This window comes from Helicobacter sp. T3_23-1059, assembly GCF_053654515.1.
The window spans coordinates 1-17,704 of the sequence record NZ_JBSIUV010000019.1; the positions used below are offsets into that span (position 1 = coordinate 1).

Annotated in this window: 15 protein-coding genes and 1 tRNA gene; 9 read left to right on the forward strand and 7 right to left on the reverse strand. The window is 38.1% G+C overall.

Annotation, left to right across the window (positions count from 1 at the left end; all coding sequences use genetic code 11):
- Positions 1 to 289 precede the first annotated feature (289 nt).
- The 3 genes from ACWIX0_RS06790 to ACWIX0_RS06800 form a co-directional block, all read right to left on the reverse strand.
- Positions 290 to 457: a glycosyltransferase family A protein gene (locus ACWIX0_RS06790; protein WP_454173051.1), complete on the reverse strand. Its 168-nt coding sequence runs from the start codon at positions 455 to 457 to the stop codon at positions 290 to 292.
- A gap of 188 nt (positions 458 to 645) precedes the next feature.
- A tRNA-Val gene (locus ACWIX0_RS06795) sits at positions 646 to 721 on the reverse strand.
- Positions 722 to 1,142: 421 nt separating this feature from the next.
- Positions 1,143 to 2,345, reverse strand: coding sequence for a cation diffusion facilitator family transporter (locus ACWIX0_RS06800; RefSeq protein WP_454173053.1), 1,203 nt, complete (start codon positions 2,343 to 2,345; stop codon positions 1,143 to 1,145).
- Between the two features lie 677 nt (positions 2,346 to 3,022).
- Here ACWIX0_RS06800 and ACWIX0_RS06805 point away from each other — a divergent pair.
- From ACWIX0_RS06805 to ACWIX0_RS06820, 4 genes are all read left to right on the forward strand, one after another.
- Positions 3,023 to 3,559, forward strand: a complete 537-nt coding sequence (locus ACWIX0_RS06805; RefSeq protein ID WP_454173055.1) for a hypothetical protein — start codon at positions 3,023 to 3,025, stop codon at positions 3,557 to 3,559.
- Between the two features lie 62 nt (positions 3,560 to 3,621).
- Positions 3,622 to 4,635 carry an AAA family ATPase gene (locus ACWIX0_RS06810; RefSeq protein ID WP_454173057.1) on the forward strand — a complete coding sequence of 338 codons (1,014 nt, stop codon included), beginning with the start codon at positions 3,622 to 3,624 and terminating at the stop codon, positions 4,633 to 4,635.
- 22 nt (positions 4,636 to 4,657) lie between these two features.
- A complete protein-coding gene (locus tag ACWIX0_RS06815; RefSeq protein ID WP_454173059.1) occupies positions 4,658 to 5,107 on the forward strand; it encodes a hypothetical protein in 450 nt (149 codons plus the stop codon).
- Between the two features lie 9 nt (positions 5,108 to 5,116).
- Positions 5,117 to 6,841 carry a hypothetical protein gene (locus tag ACWIX0_RS06820; protein WP_454173060.1) on the forward strand — a complete coding sequence of 575 codons (1,725 nt, stop codon included), beginning with the start codon at positions 5,117 to 5,119 and terminating at the stop codon, positions 6,839 to 6,841.
- 279 nt (positions 6,842 to 7,120) lie between these two features.
- Here the strand turns inward: ACWIX0_RS06820 and ACWIX0_RS06825 are convergent, their stop codons facing one another.
- The 4 genes from ACWIX0_RS06825 to ACWIX0_RS06840 all read right to left on the reverse strand — a co-directional run bounded on the left by ACWIX0_RS06825 (position 7,121) and on the right by ACWIX0_RS06840 (position 12,494).
- A complete protein-coding gene (locus ACWIX0_RS06825) occupies positions 7,121 to 7,621 on the reverse strand; it encodes a chemotaxis protein CheW (RefSeq protein WP_454173061.1) in 501 nt (166 codons plus the stop codon).
- 1 nt (position 7,622) lies between these two features.
- Positions 7,623 to 10,085, reverse strand: coding sequence for a chemotaxis protein CheW (locus ACWIX0_RS06830; RefSeq protein WP_454173062.1), 2,463 nt, complete (start codon positions 10,083 to 10,085; stop codon positions 7,623 to 7,625).
- A 341-nt stretch (positions 10,086 to 10,426) separates the two neighbouring features.
- Positions 10,427 to 11,443 carry a chemotaxis protein CheW gene (locus ACWIX0_RS06835; RefSeq protein WP_454173064.1) on the reverse strand — a complete coding sequence of 339 codons (1,017 nt, stop codon included), beginning with the start codon at positions 11,441 to 11,443 and terminating at the stop codon, positions 10,427 to 10,429.
- Between the two features lie 115 nt (positions 11,444 to 11,558).
- Positions 11,559 to 12,494 (reverse strand): hypothetical protein, encoded by a 936-nt coding sequence (locus ACWIX0_RS06840; RefSeq protein ID WP_454173066.1) that lies wholly within the window; start codon positions 12,492 to 12,494, stop codon positions 11,559 to 11,561.
- A 242-nt stretch (positions 12,495 to 12,736) separates the two neighbouring features.
- On the opposite strand from ACWIX0_RS06840, the gene ACWIX0_RS06845 reads away from it, so the two are divergent.
- The 5 genes from ACWIX0_RS06845 to ACWIX0_RS06865 all read left to right on the forward strand — a co-directional run bounded on the left by ACWIX0_RS06845 (position 12,737) and on the right by ACWIX0_RS06865 (position 17,518).
- Positions 12,737 to 13,666, forward strand: coding sequence for a ribose-phosphate pyrophosphokinase (locus ACWIX0_RS06845; protein WP_454173068.1), 930 nt, complete (start codon positions 12,737 to 12,739; stop codon positions 13,664 to 13,666).
- Positions 13,667 to 13,878: 212 nt separating this feature from the next.
- The gene (locus ACWIX0_RS06850) at positions 13,879 to 14,730 is read left to right on the forward strand and encodes an ATP phosphoribosyltransferase regulatory subunit (protein ID WP_454173070.1); all 852 of its coding nucleotides are present in this window, start codon (positions 13,879 to 13,881) and stop codon (positions 14,728 to 14,730) included.
- Between the two features lie 297 nt (positions 14,731 to 15,027).
- Positions 15,028 to 16,245 carry an adenylosuccinate synthase gene (locus ACWIX0_RS06855; RefSeq protein WP_454173130.1) on the forward strand — a complete coding sequence of 406 codons (1,218 nt, stop codon included), beginning with the start codon at positions 15,028 to 15,030 and terminating at the stop codon, positions 16,243 to 16,245.
- A 116-nt stretch (positions 16,246 to 16,361) separates the two neighbouring features.
- On the forward strand, positions 16,362 to 16,811 hold the full coding sequence (locus ACWIX0_RS06860) for a flagellar export protein FliJ (protein ID WP_454173072.1): 450 nt from the start codon (positions 16,362 to 16,364) through the stop codon (positions 16,809 to 16,811).
- A complete protein-coding gene (locus tag ACWIX0_RS06865) occupies positions 16,808 to 17,518 on the forward strand; it encodes a MotE family protein (RefSeq protein WP_454173074.1) in 711 nt (236 codons plus the stop codon). The genes ACWIX0_RS06860 and ACWIX0_RS06865 overlap by 4 nt, the downstream gene beginning before the upstream one ends.
- The last annotated feature ends 186 nt before the right edge of the window (positions 17,519 to 17,704 follow it).

Sequence of the window (17,704 nt, forward strand, 5' to 3'; positions counted from 1 at the left end):
TTTATTGACACTTTGACGAGAAATTTTGCTTAATTTTGCAATTTTAGCAGCCTCAATATCAAGACTTCTTGCAAAAGCTACGAGTGTAAGCGAAGTAGAAAACATATTTAAGAATCTTTTTTAAAAATCTCTCTTGTTTTTGATTCTCTTAGCCTTTTAAATTCTTGCAAAGGTTTTTATTATGTGGTGATATACTTGTTTTTCATCGTGTGCATCATAACTTAAGACTCCTTTGTTTGAGATTAAGTTGTCGTGAGCCTTAATAATTTAAGATTTGTTTCATTGTGCACTATTTCGATTTTAACGGGAAATTGCGTTTATATCGTTTGACAATAGCATAAGAATCATCAGTAGAACCATCATCTAAAATCACTAATTTATAAGCAAAATAAGCTTTTTGCATTATTGTAGATTCTATTGTTTTGGATAGCATGTTTTGCTTATTATAATTTGGCATTTGTTAGGTTTATTAAGAAGCCTTTATAAAAATTTATGAATTGTAGCCAAAAAAAATAAATAAATTCAATTTTTTATGATAAATCTTGTAAAAAGAATATTGATAAACTGCAAGGTAAGGAATGCTAAATAGTGCAAGTAATTTGTCGTCCATGTTCGATGCATAATCTACAAGTATAAAAGAAGTAATGGTGGCTCTGATTGGACTTGAACCAACGACCCCTACCATGTCAAGGTAGTGCTCTACCAGCTGAGCTACAGAACCTTACAATTCGCCTTTGGGTATGCAATGAGATAAGATTTTATATTTTTTGGAATGCACGCACATAGAGTGCGCTAACATTCTAAAAAATATAAAAAACTTACACAGCCACACTGCAAATGCTAGAATTTTTTTTGTAAAAAAGTGAAGTTTGATTAAAAAATAAGTCCAAATTATAAAGTATTTTTGTTTAATGTTTGCTTTATTGTTTTGTCTTAATAAGTCTATTTTGTCTGCGAAATGGCAATATGAGGCAATATTAGCGCATTTGTTGCAAAGCAATAATAAGCCTAGCAACAATAAATCTAGAAAGTGTTTGGCGAAAGTGTTTGGTAAGATTTTGCAAAACAGGCAAATCAAACAAATCAAAATCTAAAAAACCCACATTATCAAATCAATCTAAATCTTTTAAAAGCAAAAATTTTTATAGCCATTGCGGATTGGTTGTCCAGCTTACTGAAAGCCATATTTTATAGCTTGGTATGGCAATAGCGTTTTGGATTTCCTCACGGATAGTATCCAAATCCGCCACCCTCCCCGCATAATCCCCGCGCACCAAAATATTTATTTCCACCATAAAAAATCTCCCAGATTTTGCCGTGTGCGTGTCATAGTCCCTAAAGCCGTATTTTTGGCTTATTTCTTCCATTATGTGCGTGATTTTTTCATCTAGCTCTTTTGGAGCTACCATTATCAAATCTTTAAAATTTGCTATGGCGATTTTGGCAGGGCTTATGCAAAGTAGCAACGAAAGCACGCATAAAAGCGCAGGGTCGATATATCTTGCTAGGGTGTTTGTGCTTTTTGATAATGTGCCAGAATCTAGCGCGTTTGCCTCGCTACCCCCTCCGCTCAATACCACATAAATCACGCCAAATGCCACAATCCCGCCTAGATAAAGCACGCAGTCGATTTTCCACTCGATATTATCCACTTTGATTAGGTCAGATTCTAGGGCTTTGGACGCACGAAGTGTATAGATAAATAGCACCAAACAAAACATAAACGCGCATATACTATATGTCGCAGCACCGCCTAGATACACTTCATACCCACCACTTAGTAGGCTGCTAAGCGCGTTTATAAACGCATATACGCATACAAAAACTAGCACCAATGATTTAAAAAGATTTACCATAGGCTCAAAGCGCACATAGCCGTATTGAAACACATCATCATCTTCTTTGTAAATATAGCGCGAAGTTATCACGCTTAGCGCACCAAGTCCCACGCTAATAAGCGAGATAAAGCCATCAAATGCGATGGATAAAGAGCTAACAGCCACTCCAAATCCAATCCCAAAAATCGCTAAAAAAGCCGAGCTAAACATAGAAATTTTTAGCACTTTTTGTTCGCTTTTGGCTTCTTTTGTTAGATTTTGAGCGTTTTGTGAATTTTGGTTGTTTTGGATTTTGTTTTGGGGTAGATTTTGGGATTTTTGCTGATTTGATTCTCTTAATACGCGCTTGTTGTTGCGCACGGAAGTTATGTAGTTTAGTTTGGGAGCTATTGTCTTGCTAAAAGGCAGGGAGATTATGTTTTTTATGTCGTTTTTTGCGTTATTGGCAGATTCTTTGTTTTGTGAGGTTTGGTTATTTTGATTTTTTTGTGGGCTAGGGTGTTGCATTTGTGTCCTTGCTTGGATTTAGCGAGATTTTAGCAGATTTATCAATATCAATGCTTTTTGCTTTGTAAAATGTTTGTCAAATATTATTCTACTTGCTCGCATTATAGCCAAATCCAAGCTAACTAAACAATAACTAATCCACAATAATATCGCCACACAAAAAGCGATAAATAAAGGCGATAAATAAAGATTTTGACTAATGTCATTTATATCACTTGTAGCAAAATCACTCCATTTTAGAATCTATCTAGGCTTAATGCAAGCGGATTGTTTTTTATCATTTTTGTGTCAATATTTTATATAAACTTGCGCCCCCATTTTTAAATACTTCAGGCTTAGCCACAAAGATGATAATTTATCGTATGTGTATCCTGCTTAGATTTTATACAAAGCATATTTGCAATGACTACTTAGCATTGTTGGTTTTAGATTTTGCATTGTTGTTATATTGAGCGCGTGAGCGCGAAATATCTCTTTTGTGTTTTTAGATTTTTAGATACTTCGCTTGAACTTTAAGTCCGACAAATCTTTGTTGTTTTTTGAGATGATTATTTGATTGATATTTTTTTACATTTTACTTGACTTGTTGTTTTTTTTTTTTTGTATATTTTTGTTTTTGATTTTGGTGTCGTATATTTGCCAAATCAAAAATAACAAAAGCCAAAAAGGAGTAAAAAATGGCAGAATTAAGCTTTAGTATCAATCAAGATGATGGGCTAAATGTATGGATAAAACAAACTTTGCAAGATGAGCTAACGGGCGCGGAGTTTAGCAAACTTGAGAATGTGCTAAAAAATGAGCATCTTCAAGATATTGTAGTTAGCTACTCGTCTGATAAGATAAGTGATTCGTTGTCATCAACATCTTTAAGACCAATAGGTGGTTTGATAACTGACAAAGAAGCTGAAAATATAGAAATTGAATCAAAAGCTAGAAATATTCTTATAGAAAAAGCAGGGGAATTAGATGCAAGTGCTTTGCGAGAGATATTTGGAAAAAATGAGGCTAGTGATAAACAAAATAGTGCTATTACGATTATAAAATTTTTTCTTGCTGGCAAGGATTTTAGAGCTATCAAAGAATGGCTAGATAGCTCTACAAATGAGATAGAAAATGAATTGCTAGAAAAAATCACAGCAACACTGAAAAAAGGGTTAGAAATATGCCCAATTTTAGCTGTGGTCGGTGCGCATAATGTTGCTTTTCGTGAATAAGATTTTTGTAGCAACTAATTTTTGTTTAATGTCTTAGCAATAAAAATACATAAGAGGTGCAAATGTCTCAAATATCTTACAAAGCAAAAATCCAAAATCTAAAAGAGATTTTATCTCAAGGGCTTTTGGAAAAAGAAGAAATCATAGGATTGGTTTTATTGTGTATGGTGGCTGGCAAGTCAATATTTCTCTATGGACCGCCCGGGACGGCAAAAAGTCTCATTTCTAGGCGCGTATCTTGTGCTTTTAAAAGCAATAAATTTTTTGATTATTTGATGAATCGTTTTAGCACACCTGAAGAGGTGTTTGGACCACTAAAGTTAAGCGAGCTACGACAAGATAGGCTAGTGCGAAATATTGATGGATTTTTGCCAAGTGCGGATTTTGCGTTTTTAGATGAGATATGGAAAAGCTCGCCCGCGATTTTAAACGCCCTACTAACTATCATCAATGAAAAGAAGTTTAGAAATGGTGAGGCAAATATCGATGTCCCTCTTCGTGGGCTTGTAGCTGCGAGTAATGAACTGCCACAAAAAGGGCAGAGTTTGGAAGCATTGTATGATAGATTTATAATGCGCGTGGTTGTCCCTCCTTTGCAAAAAAAGCAAAATTTTGCTTTGCTGTTGCAGGGATTGCCATTAAGCGAAAAGATAGACATACCATCTCATTTGTTGTTTGATAATGATGAGTTGCAATATATAAAAAATCAAGCAAAAACCATCAAAATCAACAACGAAGCAATGAAAGTCATAGAGCTACTTCGCGCTAGTATCGCAATGTATAACGACAAAAAACCACAAGAAATAGAGCCAATCTATGTAAGCGATAGGCGGTGGCTAGCGGTTGTGGAGTTGCTCAAATTTTCTGCGTTGCTAAATGATAGGGAGTTTGTGGAATTGAGTGATTTGGGGCTTTTGAAATATTGTCTATGGAGTGATGAGAATCACAAAGAAGACATTGCAAAAATGCTCAAAGAATGTATCACAAACTCGCAAGATAGCTCATATAAAGATAAATATGAGACATTGCTTGCGGGGCTTGGGACAAATCCGCCTAAACAAACGACAAAATCATAAAATCTAAACAAGGAGAAATACAATGGCTGGCATAGAATTCAAACTTACACAAAAGCAAACAGAAGCGCTTGGTAAAATGTTGGGTGGAATGTTTCGCGGAACTAAAGGAACTACATCGTTTGATAATTTTATATTTGGCACACCACAACAAAACAATAAAGACACTTCAAGTCAAGAAACCACCACTTCTCAAGAAAAAAACACAAAAAAGCCCACACAAAATAAAAAAACACTCTCTAAAGAGCAACAAGAATCGTATATGCAAGATTGCGCTTCTTTGCTTGAAGGGCTACAAAAACAGCAAGAGCAATGCCGCGCAGAGATAGAAAAACTCAAAGATAATAATGCGTTTGCGCAAGATGATGATATGGTGATGCAATCGCTACAAGAAAGATATGAGAATCTAAAACAAACGATTTTAGATGTCGAAAAACTTCAGCACGAACTACAAAATGCTAATATAAAATCTTAAGATTGGCTTATGCAAAAAAATGATTTGGTGGATAATAATCCTCAAACTTCTCCACGCAATCAAAAATCCGCGTCAAAATCTAACGAGGTGGATTTGGTGGAGCGAGATTTTGGCATTAGAGCGAGTGAGATAGCTACGCACCGTGACTATGATTTGGAAAAAGACTCGCTAAATATCGCACAAGAGCTACAAAACAATATCGACAAAACACAAAGCAAACTAGAATCTATCCTAAAGCACAAGCCAAGCAAACTTCAAAAAGAGCAAAAAGAGCTAGAGCAAACCCTAAAAGAGTATGAAAATATCTCACAAATCACGCAAAAAGATTTTGAAAATCTATTAAAAAAGATTGCAAAATATGATGATTTTGGTGGCTATGAGGATTTTTATAAGCAAAAATTGCAAGAACAGCAAAACGATGAAGCAAGACATAAAGAGCTACTCTCATCAATCACACAAAACGCGCTTGATAAATGGAGACAAAATCTTAATCACAAAATAACGCAATGGGAGCAAGCAGAGATCGACAAAGCTAAACAAGATTTGCAAGATAGGACAAAAGAATGGATAGAGTTGATGAAAAAAATTGATAGGAATTTTACGCAAATGGGGGAAAGCTCTGAATTGTTTAAAGACTATGTAATGCAAAGCCTAAAAAATGGGCTATCTTCTGGCAAAAATGTCTCTCAATGCGTAAATTTAGACGACTTAAAAAATCCATCAAATCAAATGGAGGATTTTATCAAAAAACTATTTGGCAAAAATGGCAATAAAAAATCCAAAGATAAAAATAATGATGGCAATGACAAAGGTAAAAATAATGGGTGGGGTAGCTCAAATAACATAGAAAAACTTAGCAGAAAAATGCTAGATTTTCAAAAATGGAGCAGGGTTTTGGAGCGAGATAGCGTAAAAAAGCTCTGCGATATGCTAGGCAAAATCCACAAAGCCCAAAAAAAGCACGAGATTGAAAAATATACTAAAGAAGAGATTTTCCATACCAAAATCCCCACGCCTTATGCTAAAGAGGAAATTAGCGGAGTTACGCTTGGTAGGGATTTGGAAAATGTATTGCCTCAAGAGCTTGCACTGCTAGATGACAAAGATTTTAGCATTTTGTTTGATTTAAAATTTGCCGAAAATCGCTTATTTTGCTTTGAAAAACAAGGATACATAGACAATGTAGAATCAAAAACCACCACGCTTGAAAGACAAAAAGAAGTCGAGGACAAAAAAGGACCTATTATTTTGTGTATCGATACGAGTAGCTCTATGAGCGGGACGCCTGAGACTATCGCCAAAGCCATAGCACTTTTTATGGCAAAAAGAGCTATGGATACCAAGCGTGAATGCTTTTTGATAAATTTTAGCGTAGGGATTCATACGCTGGATTTAACGCCACCAAACGGACTTTTTGAGCTAATGGATTTTTTGGAAATGAGCTTTAGCGGTGGGACAGATGCTATGCCCGCGCTAAAAGCGGGGCTAAAAAAGATGCGTGAAGAAAACTACAAAAAAGCGGATTTGCTGATGATAAGTGATTTTGTGTTTAGTGATTATGGATTTGGTGATTTGGCAAGGCAAAAGGGGGCTACAAACAAATGCTACGCGCTATATGTGGGGGATTTTGACAGCACAAACGCTCAAAAATCAACATTTTTTGACAAGGAGTTTTATTATAACGACTACACACACGACATAGGCGAGCTAGATAGATTAAGCAAATATTTTTAGTAAGATAAAAAAAGGTTTGATAAAAACCTAGATAAAAATCTCAATGAAGTTTAATGAAAGCTAAAGTATTGATAAAACAAAAAATGGTGGCGTAAAATCTATTTTTTTACATATTTTTATCTATAAATGTTTTGCTTTGACTTTTTTGTTTCACAATTTTTTGTTGTCATAAAAATTTTCTATTTCGTAAAAATCCGCATTACGCAAAAATTTCTACCATACAAAACCCCCTCCACAAAAACCATACAAAATCTAAAATCTTAAAAAGTTCCTAAAATCTTAAAAATCTTTTTTGAGTAGCACATCTACTTTTAGGATAGTGATAAGCCTATCTTCGCGCTTGCCTACGCCATCTATCATACCGCCTTGAGAATTTACCAAAGTCTCTGGCACAGGGTCGATTTCAGAGCTAGATAGAGTGATAGCTGCTGTTAGCTTATCAATGACAAATCCCGCAAAATCATCATTTCTTTGCACGATAAGGTAGCGCGTGTCTTTGTCTTGTTTGATTGCGGGCAAGCCAAATTTTAGTCGCAAATCAATCAAAGGATAAACATTCCCGCGCATATTAAACACGCCTAGCACATAGCTTGGAGTGCCCGGCACGCGGGTAAATTCTGTGGGTTTTATGATTTCTTTGACATTTAAAATCGGCACGGCAAATTCTTCACTCCCCACGACAAAGCCTATGACTTGCAAGACTTCCTCTGGCTCTGCGCTATTGCTATCGCCTATGCTAACCATTTGTTTTTCTAGGATTTCTTTTACATTGTCGCTCATTTTACTCTCCTGTTGTTTCAAGGTGGATATTTCGTTTTACGACATTGACTAGGTAATCTGGCGTGTATGGCTTGGTGATGTATTCTGTCATACCTGATTCTACCCCACGCATTCTATCTGTCTTGCTAGTTCTGCTTGTAACGGCGATAAGTGGCAGGTTTTTAAATTTGTTATATTTGCGGACTTCGCTAGCGAAAGTATAGCCGTCCATTTTTGGCATTTCAATATCCACAAGCACGGCGTCTAGGGCTTTTTCGTTGTTTTTTACGATTTCTAGCCCTTCTAAACCATTGCTAGCTTCTAGCACGGTAACGCCTAAAGTCTTTAGGCATTTTTTCATTATCGCTCTATCGGTGTTGCTATCATCAATAGCTAGGACTATATAGTCAGATGGCGAGGTTTTTACCCTTGCTTGCTGGCTTTCCTCTGCTTTTGTGGTGATATTTACTTTGACTTCTTTTGCCATATCCATCATCGCAGCCACATCGACAATAAGCGTAATCCGTCCATCTCCCCTCACAGTCGCACCCGCTATGCCTTGAGTGCTTTTTAGGTAGTAGCCCAAAGATTTGATAACCACTTCTTCTTGCCCGATTAGATAATCCACAATCACGCCGATTTTTTGCTCTGCTAGGGCTATTATAACGACATAGACTTCATTTGGGGATTCTAGCACAGAATCCACCCCAAAAATATCTGTCAAACGCACGAGCGAGAGAACTTCATCGCGTAGTCTTAACACGCTTTTGCCATCTACGGTGTAGATTTCATCTTGGGTGATACGCACTGTTTCTTTGACAGATGAGAGAGGTATCGCATAATATTCCTCCTGCGCTCCTACTAGCAATGCTTGTAAAATCGCAAGCGTAAGCGGAATCTTTAGTTTGAAAGCCGAGCCTACGCCTTTTTCAGAATCAATTTCAATGATACCATTTAGTTTTTCGACATTGGTTTTTACCACATCCATTCCCACGCCACGGCCTGATACATTGGATACGACTTTGGCGGTAGAAAATCCGGGCTTAAAGATAATATTAAACGCTTCTTTATCGCTCATTGTATCGGCTTCTTTTTCGCTTATCACGCCTTTTTCGATAGCTTTTTGTTTTAGCATATCGACATCTAGCCCTTTCCCGTCATCGACTACTTCGATTACGATATGATTGCCCTCGTTATAGGCTTTTAAATCCACCCTGCCTTGCTCTGGCTTGCCTGCGGCTTTTCTATCCTCTGGGGATTCTACGCCGTGGTCGCACGAATTGCGGATAATGTGGATAAGCGGGTCGCCTATCTCCTCTACGACTGATTTGTCTAGCTCGGTTTCCTCCCCTGTGATGACTAGCTCGATATTTTTCTTTAAATCGCGTGATAAATCCCTAACCATTCGTGGGAATTTATTAAACACTTTGCCTACGGGTTGCATTCGCGTTTTCATTACGGCAAGTTGCAAATCTGTCGTTACGCTAGAAATCGAAGAAACAACTTGATTTAGCTCTTCTAAAAATTTCTCGCCATCATATCGTTCCTCGACATCGCCATAGATTTTGATTAGTCGGTTTTTGCCTAGCACTAGCTCGCCTAGCAAGTTCATAAGCAAGTCAAGCCTGCGGACATCTACGCGCACGGTTTGCTCGACATTTGTTGCGACATTTTTGGCTTCTTGTTTCGCGGCGGCTGGTTTTGCTGCTGGCTTTGGCGTAGCGGGTGTGGCTGGCGTGGCTTGGGTAGCTGGCTTTGGTGTATCAGGGGCTTGAGCGGGGGTAGATTGTGTGGCTGGGCTAGCTGGGGCTTGGATAGCGGGTGCTTCTCCGCTAGCGCGTTTTTGTGCACGAAGTTGTTTATCTGCTTCTTGTCGTTTTTGTAAAAGCCTAGCGATTTCTGCTTCGACTTCCTCGCTACTCATATTTGAATAATCTTTATCTGGCTCATCAGCTAGCGGATTGCTAGAATCGCTTGTAGTTTGCGCTGGCTGTGTGGCTTGAGATTGTGTAGATTCTGGTGCTGGAGTGGCAGGCGCACTTTGTGTGGGTGCTGCTTGTGAGGCATCGCCGCTAGATTCTGCAGGGGCTGCACCGCCTTGTGAGATAGCCTGGAGTTTTTTGACAATATCGGTAATGTCAATGCCTGCGTTTGCGTCTGTGCCCGCATCTCGTATGGCTTGCAAAAGGGCTTTCATCATATCGATTGAGACAAGCACCACATCCATTACATCTGGTGTGATTTTTAGCTCGCCTCTTCTTGCTTTGTTTAGGACATCTTCCATATTGTGCGTAAGCTTGGTAAGAATGTCAAAGTTCAAAAACGAGCTAGAGCCTTTAATCGTGTGTGCCACGCGAAAAATACGATTTAGTAGCTCCAAATCCTCTGGGTTTGATTCTAGCTCTACAAGGTCTTGGTCAAGCTGTTCTACCATTTCAAAGGCTTCTATCAAGAAGTCTTCCATTATTTCTTGCATATCGTCCATACTATACCTCACTTTTGGATTTGGCTTTGACTTTATGGTCTGGCTGATTTAATTTTGGGGTATTCTACCAAAAAAAGTTAAAAACCTACATAAACTACGACAAAAACTACGACAAAAGGCTAGCAACATTGCTCGCGCTTTTTTTTGTCAAAATTTTACCAAAAGGCTTTGTATTAAATTCGGCAAAGAAGCGTAAATATAAATTAGATTTTGCAATAAAATAAATCGTTGCATTACATTATGCTAAAAAACCTTGCGCGACTTACACAAAAAAAGTTTTTGCGCATTTTTGCACGCTAATTTTTGCACTCCAAAGTTTTTGCGCATAAGATTTTGTTTGGCTATTTTGATGATAAGATTTTTTTGATTTCTTCATAAAAAAGCTCTGGCTCAAATTTGACTATGTAGCCATCAGCCCCTACAATATTGCCTTTTTCCATCGTGTTTTGGTCGCATATCGAGGAGTTAAACACGATAGGGATTTTAGCAAACCGCACATCGCCTTTCATCATATTTGCAAATTGAAAACCATCTACTTTTGGCATTTCTATATCAGAGACAATGATTTTTAAATGCTCTTGCAAATTTGTGCCATATTGCTTAAATAGCAATTCCATTTTTGCCTTGCCCTCCTCGCCATCGATAGCTTCTATAATGTCAAATCCCATCGCTTTTAGATTTTGCACCACGCGCTTTCTAGCCACACTACTATCATCTAGCACAAGTGCGATTCCGCTAAATTTCTCTTGATCTTCCATTATTTCTATAATGTCATCAGCTTTTCTCTCATAAAAATCCAACTCATCAATAATACTCTCTAAATCCAAAATCAGCATTGTGTAGCCATCATCAATTCTTGTAGTTCCTGTTACCCTCCCGCGCTCTGAAGTGCTAGAGATGCTAAAATGCGCTGGCTCGACATTGCGCCAATTTATACGGCGGATAAGTTTGACTGCATCTACGATAAAACCTATTTGGATATTGTTAAATTCTGCGATGATGATTTTTTGACATTTTTGCAGTGGGGAGGCAAACGCAGGAGAATTTCTAGCAGAATTTTGACACGACAAACACCAATTTGATGGGATTTGTGCTGTGGGCTTTATATTAAGCCATTTTGATAAATCCACCACAGGGATAATCACCCCCCTTAAATCAAACAACCCAAGCACATAATCAGGGCTACCCGGCGCATCAAAAATCTCTGTGGGACGCTCCATCACAGATTGGACTTTTGCGACATTTATGCCATATATCCCCTCATAGTGTTGCCCATCTCGCTCCTCAAAGATTCTAAAATCTATGAGTGCGATTTCATTAAAAGATTCCATTTGTGTCGCGCTTAATGTAGTTGCCATTAGGTTTCTCCCGTTATGTTTTTTGTTTGGATCTTGCTAGTGGATTTGTGGCGATTGATTTTGGCATTCTATCAATTTTTGGCAAGTTTTTTGTAAGTTTTATAAAATCCAAAATCTACAAAAGCGTAAAAAAAACTTGATTACAAAAAAAAGATGGCAAAGAAATATATTCAATAGATTTTATTGTATTTTTTGTGTTTTGCAAATCTTGACTAAAATCCGTGATTTGCGCTCTTTGCCCGATGTGAAAATGCCCCTCTATGATTCCGCTTATTTGTTTTGTATGGATATTTTGGCTAGATTTTGCAAAATCGTTTATATATTTTTGTGCGCGTTTTTTGGCAAAATCATAAAATCCATTTTGGCTAAAAACTAAGCGTTTAATGCGCTTTTGATGGACTTTGTGGCTGATAAAATCATAGATTTTGCTAAAACTAAGTATATCTAGGATTTTAAATCCACTTAAAACTATCGCTAGATTCATAGTTTTTATGTAGATTTCATAGCCTTTGTCTATGAAAATATCGCCGTGTGCTAGGGCATAGATTTTGCCACCAAAATCAAAAAGCGCGGGTTGAGCGATTCGCGGATAGATTTTGACATTTGGCAACAAAGCAGAATCTATCCCAAAGTCGTGATTGCCCTCGAAATAAAAAACCTCGCATTGTTGGCTAAGAGCGTTGATTTTTTGGATAAGGTGGCGATTTTGCCTAGCAGAGCTAGGGATATGTCCAATCAATAAATCCGCAATATCGCCCATAAAAAACACTTGTGGAGGTGGCGAAATGATGAGAGAATCTAGCGTTTTTAAAAAAAGAGAATCTATGTTTGGTTGCGTGGCATTTGTGTTTTTTGCATTTGAAGTTGTCGCGTTTAGATTAGTAGCAAAATCGTGCCAATCACCACGCAAATTACCCAAAAAATCCCCCTGCGTATCAACCATATCACTTGCGCGGTAATGAGAATCTGCAATAAACACCGCCCCTTTTTCTAGCGTTGGCAATTTTTGCAAATGTGATAAATGTGTGGAGGTGGCGTTATGATTATCCATTTTTACTCTTTTTTAGCATTAAAATCTTGCGTTTATTAAGCTAGCTTTTTAGGCTTTTTGTGGGTATTTTTAGATTTTGTAATTTTAACCAAAAGTCGCTAAAAATTCACAAATTTACCAAAAAGCCACGACATTTAGGCAAATTTTTTCTATAATTATGCCTTTGTGTTTTTTAGTGTGTTTTTTGCTTATTTTAGATTTTTTACGCATTCAAAATCTCATCAAAGAAAGGCTTACAAACAATGCACGGATTTAAGATTTTTAGTGGCAATGCCCACGCAGACTTTAGCAAAGAATTTGCAAAACACTTAGATGTGATGCTCTCTTCTATCAGTATAAATCGCTTTAGCGATGGCGAAATAAGCGTGCAAATAAACGAATCCGTGCGTGGCAAAGATGTCTTTATCATTCAGCCTACTTGCCCCCCTACAAATGACAATCTTATGGAGTTGCTCATAATGAGCGATGCTTTTAAGCGAAGCTCGGCTAGTTCGATTACGGCTGTGATTCCATATTTTGGCTATGCTAGACAGGATAGAAAAGCAGCTCCTAGAGTGCCAATCACTGCCAAACTTGTAGCTAATCTAATCGAAGAGGCGGGTATAGATAGAGTGATTACTATGGATTTGCACGCGGGGCAGATTCAAGGTTTTTTTGATATTCCTGTGGATAATCTATATGGCTCAATCGCATTTTATGACTATGTGCGAAGCAAAGGATTTCAAAACCCAATCATCGCAAGCCCAGATGTCGGTGGCGTGCCAAGAGCTAGATATTTTGCTAAGCGGTTGGGCTGTGATTTAGTCATTGTCGATAAGCGCAGGGAGAGGGCAAATGAAAGTGAAGTGATGAATATCATAGGTGATGTGGAGGGAAAAAATGTTGTCTTAGTCGATGATATGATAGACACCGCAGGGACGATGTGCAAAGCCGCAAAAGCACTTAAAGAAAAAGGTGCGATTTCAGTTATCGCGCTTGGCACGCACGCGATTTTAAGCGGTGGCGCAATGGAAAAAATAATGCAAAGCGAGCTAGATGAAGTCGTGGTTAGCAATTCCATACCTTTAGCAAAAAAATGTGATAAAATCACAAGTTTGAATGTCGCGCCGTTGTTTGCAGAGGTGGTAAGGAGAATCTATCATAATGAAAGTGTAAATTCGTTGTTTATTTAGTTTAATAACATAACGCTAATCTTTTGGGTTATTTTGTGGGATTGCTTCGCGTGTTGCGCCTACGATGAATTTCATATTCTATCTTGGCTTACGCGCTTGCAAAACCCACAAACTAATCCCAAAATATTACGCGTTTATATGATAAAAACACTCAAAACAACAAAAAATCTAGGCACACCAAAACTAATAACTTAAAACAGCAAAGGACAAACTTGATTTTTGAGCACGAAATCCCCGAGGGGACAAAACTTTATTTTGGCAAATCCGCCCGCATAAAGCGCAAACTAGAATCTTATGCGTGCGAAGTGTTTAGTCAAAATGGATTTGAAGAAATCGTTACGCCGTATTTTTCATATTTAGAGCATCAGCAAAATATCGGCGATAGGCGCATTATCCGTCTAAACTCTCAAAATAATCATCAAATTTCTTTGCGATATGATTCTACGATTGATACGATACGAATCCTTACAAAAAGGCTAGGACGCGCTATCAATCATCAAAAATGGTTTTATATCCAGCCTGTGTTTAGCTACCCTACCAATGAGATTTATCAAATCGGCGCAGAATGCCTAAATCCAAGCAATTTCACTGAAGTGATAAAGCTATGTTTGCAGATTTTAGAGAATTTCTCGCTACAATCCCACCTGCAAGTAAGTAACACTAAAATCTTAAAACTATGTCTTGCAGAAATGGGGCAAAGCATAGAATCTTTTGGCACACTTTGCTTAGAGGAAATCACTCAAAAAGCCCCATTTATGCAAGAGATTGTAAAGCTATCTAGCATAGAGGATTTGGCAGGCTATGTCCCAAATGCGCCGATGTTTTTAAAGCTAGAGTGTGAGAGATTGCTTGAAAAGGCAAAATCTTGTGATTATCCTCGCACGCTTATTTCCCCACTAGAGCGGACGATGGTGGCTTATTATGATGATATTGTGTATAAGGGGTTTGCGCAAAATAGCGTGTTGTTTTTGGGCGGGAAGTATAAAATCCAAGATTGTCTTTGTGGGGGGGTGGGGATATATGAGGATAATGTGATTGCAAAAATCTTAAGAAATATTAAGTGAAATTCGCCTTTGGGTAATCATTGCATAGATTTTGTATTTTGCCACAAGGCACGCACGATAAGTGCGCTAACCTTGTGTCAAAATACAAAAAACTACACAAGCAATACCACAAATGCTAGAATTTAGATTTTGTGTAAAAATCGTAGCGTTTCTAAAATCTAAATTCTAGCATTTGCGGTATTGCTTCGTGCAATGCTTTTGTCCTGCGAATGAGGCGTATTAGACATACGCCGCAATGAAGCAGGGCAAGAGGATTGCACGAATTGATTACCCAAAGGCGAATTTTAAAGTAAGGAAATTGTAATGGCAGATTTAGTTGTTGGTATCCAATGGGGCGATGAGGGCAAAGGCAAAATAGTCGATGCCCTAGCAAAAGATTATGACTTCGTAGTGCGCTATCAAGGCGGACACAACGCTGGGCACACCATAGTCGTAAATGACAAAAAATATGCCCTGCACTTGATTCCATCAGGTGTGATTACCCCTCATTGTAAAAATCTAATCGGCAATGGCGTAGTCATCGACTTAGAATCCTTAATCAAAGAAATGTCCCAATTTGGCGACTTAGAGGGGAGATTATTTATCTCTGATAGAGCGCATTTGATTTTGCCATTTCACCAAGAGCGCGATATACTAAACGAAGCACAATCCAAAACCGCCATAGGCACAACAGGCAAAGGCATAGGACCCACTTATTGCGACAAAGTCGGCAGAATCGGCATTCGCGTATGCGATTTGTATGATTTAGACGCGCTAGAATCTAGGCTTTTTGAGCGAAAAGATTTAGATGAATCCCAAGTAAAATCTATCATTAAATTGCTAAAATCTTGCACACCTAAGATTTTGCCTTTTATCGCTGATAGCACAAACTTACTTTGGCAAGCACAAAGTAGCGGGCAAAAGATTTTGCTAGAGGGTGCGCAGGGCAGTATGCTAGATATTGATCACGGGACTTATCCATTTGTAACAAGCTCTACGACTATCGCTTCAGGTGCGTGCAGTGGGAGTGGCTTGCCACCAAAAGCCATAAACAAAGTCATAGGCATTGCCAAAGCGTATTGCACCCGTGTGGGAAATGGCGCATTTCCTAGCGAGGAGTTTGGCGAGATAGGCGAGCTTTTGAGACAAAAGGGGGCAGAATTTGGCACGACTACGGGTAGGGCTAGGCGATGTGGGTGGTTTGACGCAGTAGCAGCAAGATATGCTTGCAAGCTAAATGGCTGTGATGAAATCGCCCTAATGAAACTAGATGTGCTAGATGGGTTTGAAGAAGTCAAAGTTTGCGTAGCTTATGAATACAGAGGCAAAAAAATTGATTATGTCCCAAGCGATTTAGACAATGCAAAGCCTATCTATGAGGTTTATGCAGGCTGGAAACATAGTGCTAAATCCACCAAAATCGATGAGCTAGAGCCAAATGCAAAATCTTATATAGACGCACTTGAAAAGCTAGTAGGCGTGAAAATCTCTATCATATCCACAGGAGCGGAGCGCAAAGATAGCATTTATCGCTAAAACGCACTATCAAAATCTGCTACCAAAATGTGCTACAATATTTGTTGGATTTTAGCGGATTTTAGTTTTGCTAGATTTTGTGATGATTTTTGTAGATAAAAACACAAAGGGCAGAGATGAAAACTCCATTTGACGCACTTGTCCTAGCTCACAAAAAACGACTAGATGCAAAAGAGCTAGAGATCATAAGAGTAAATAACCAAATCGCTACGCAATATAGCACAATCGATGAGTTGCAAATTTCACTCTCTCAAATCACATATCAAAAAGAGGGCGATTTTGCACTTTTTTTGCAAACAAACGCCAAGCAAAAAACTATCATAGATGAAATCGATAGAATCCGCGCTTCTATATCCACACTCAAATCAAATCTAAAAACCCTAGAGCAAGAGCGCAAAACTATCTACATAGAATACGAAAAATACAAACATATCAAAGAACAAGAGAGAGAAAAACTCATAAAAGAGCTAAAAAAAGCCGAATCCAAAAACCTAGATGAAATCGCCCTGCTACTTTATAATAATCCCAATCAAAGCGAACTTTATAACCAAAAGGAGCAAGTATGAATGCAATAAAAAATACGCTGTTTTGTATGCTTTGTGCTAGTGTGGTGTATGGCGCACCTGCAAATACGCAAAACAAACAAGGCACGCAAAATGCAAATGAGATTTTGCAATGCAATGCCATATTTGAAGCGCGAAAAGGCGAGATAAAGGACTCTTTGCGTGAGCTAAATGAAAAAATGCAAAATCTAGAAGTCTATCGCAATGCCACACAAAATCTAATCGAGCAAAAACAATCTCAGCTAAAACTACAAGAGCAAGCCCTCCAAACCAAAATCAAAGAAGCGCAAGCAAGGCAAAAACAGGCATTTGACAAAGTCGCCGCAGAAAAAAAAGCAATCGAAGAGCTAATCGCTAAAAATGAAGAGATTTTAGCCCAAATACAAAGCACTTCAGCTTCCAAAGTCGCAAAAACTTTTTCAGGTATGAAAGACTCCAAAGCTGCTCCAATCTTAGCAGAACTAGATGATGGCGAAGCTGCTGAAATCCTAACCGCGCTAACCCCTAGCGAAGCTTCTAAGATTTTGGCAAAAATGGAAGCAAAACGCGCCGCAGAGCTTACAAAAGTCATCGCAAAAGGACCACCCTATAAAAAAAGCGATGACAAAAAAGACGCCCCACAGCCAAATCCTATCCCCGGACAAAATCCACAAGATGAACAAGCTGATGAAAAAGCGCAACTACGATTCCAAGATAATGGCGGATTTTGATGTGGCTTTATTTTGTGTGATTTGGATTTATTTGGCTTAGCTTAATTTTGCTTAATTGATTTTGATTTTATTTCATTTTATTTGCTTTCATTTGCTTTGGTTTTATGTAGCTTTATTTGGTTTGATTTTGCGTGAATTTGATTTTATGATAAATTAAAGACTCTAATTTTGTGATTGTTGCGCTGC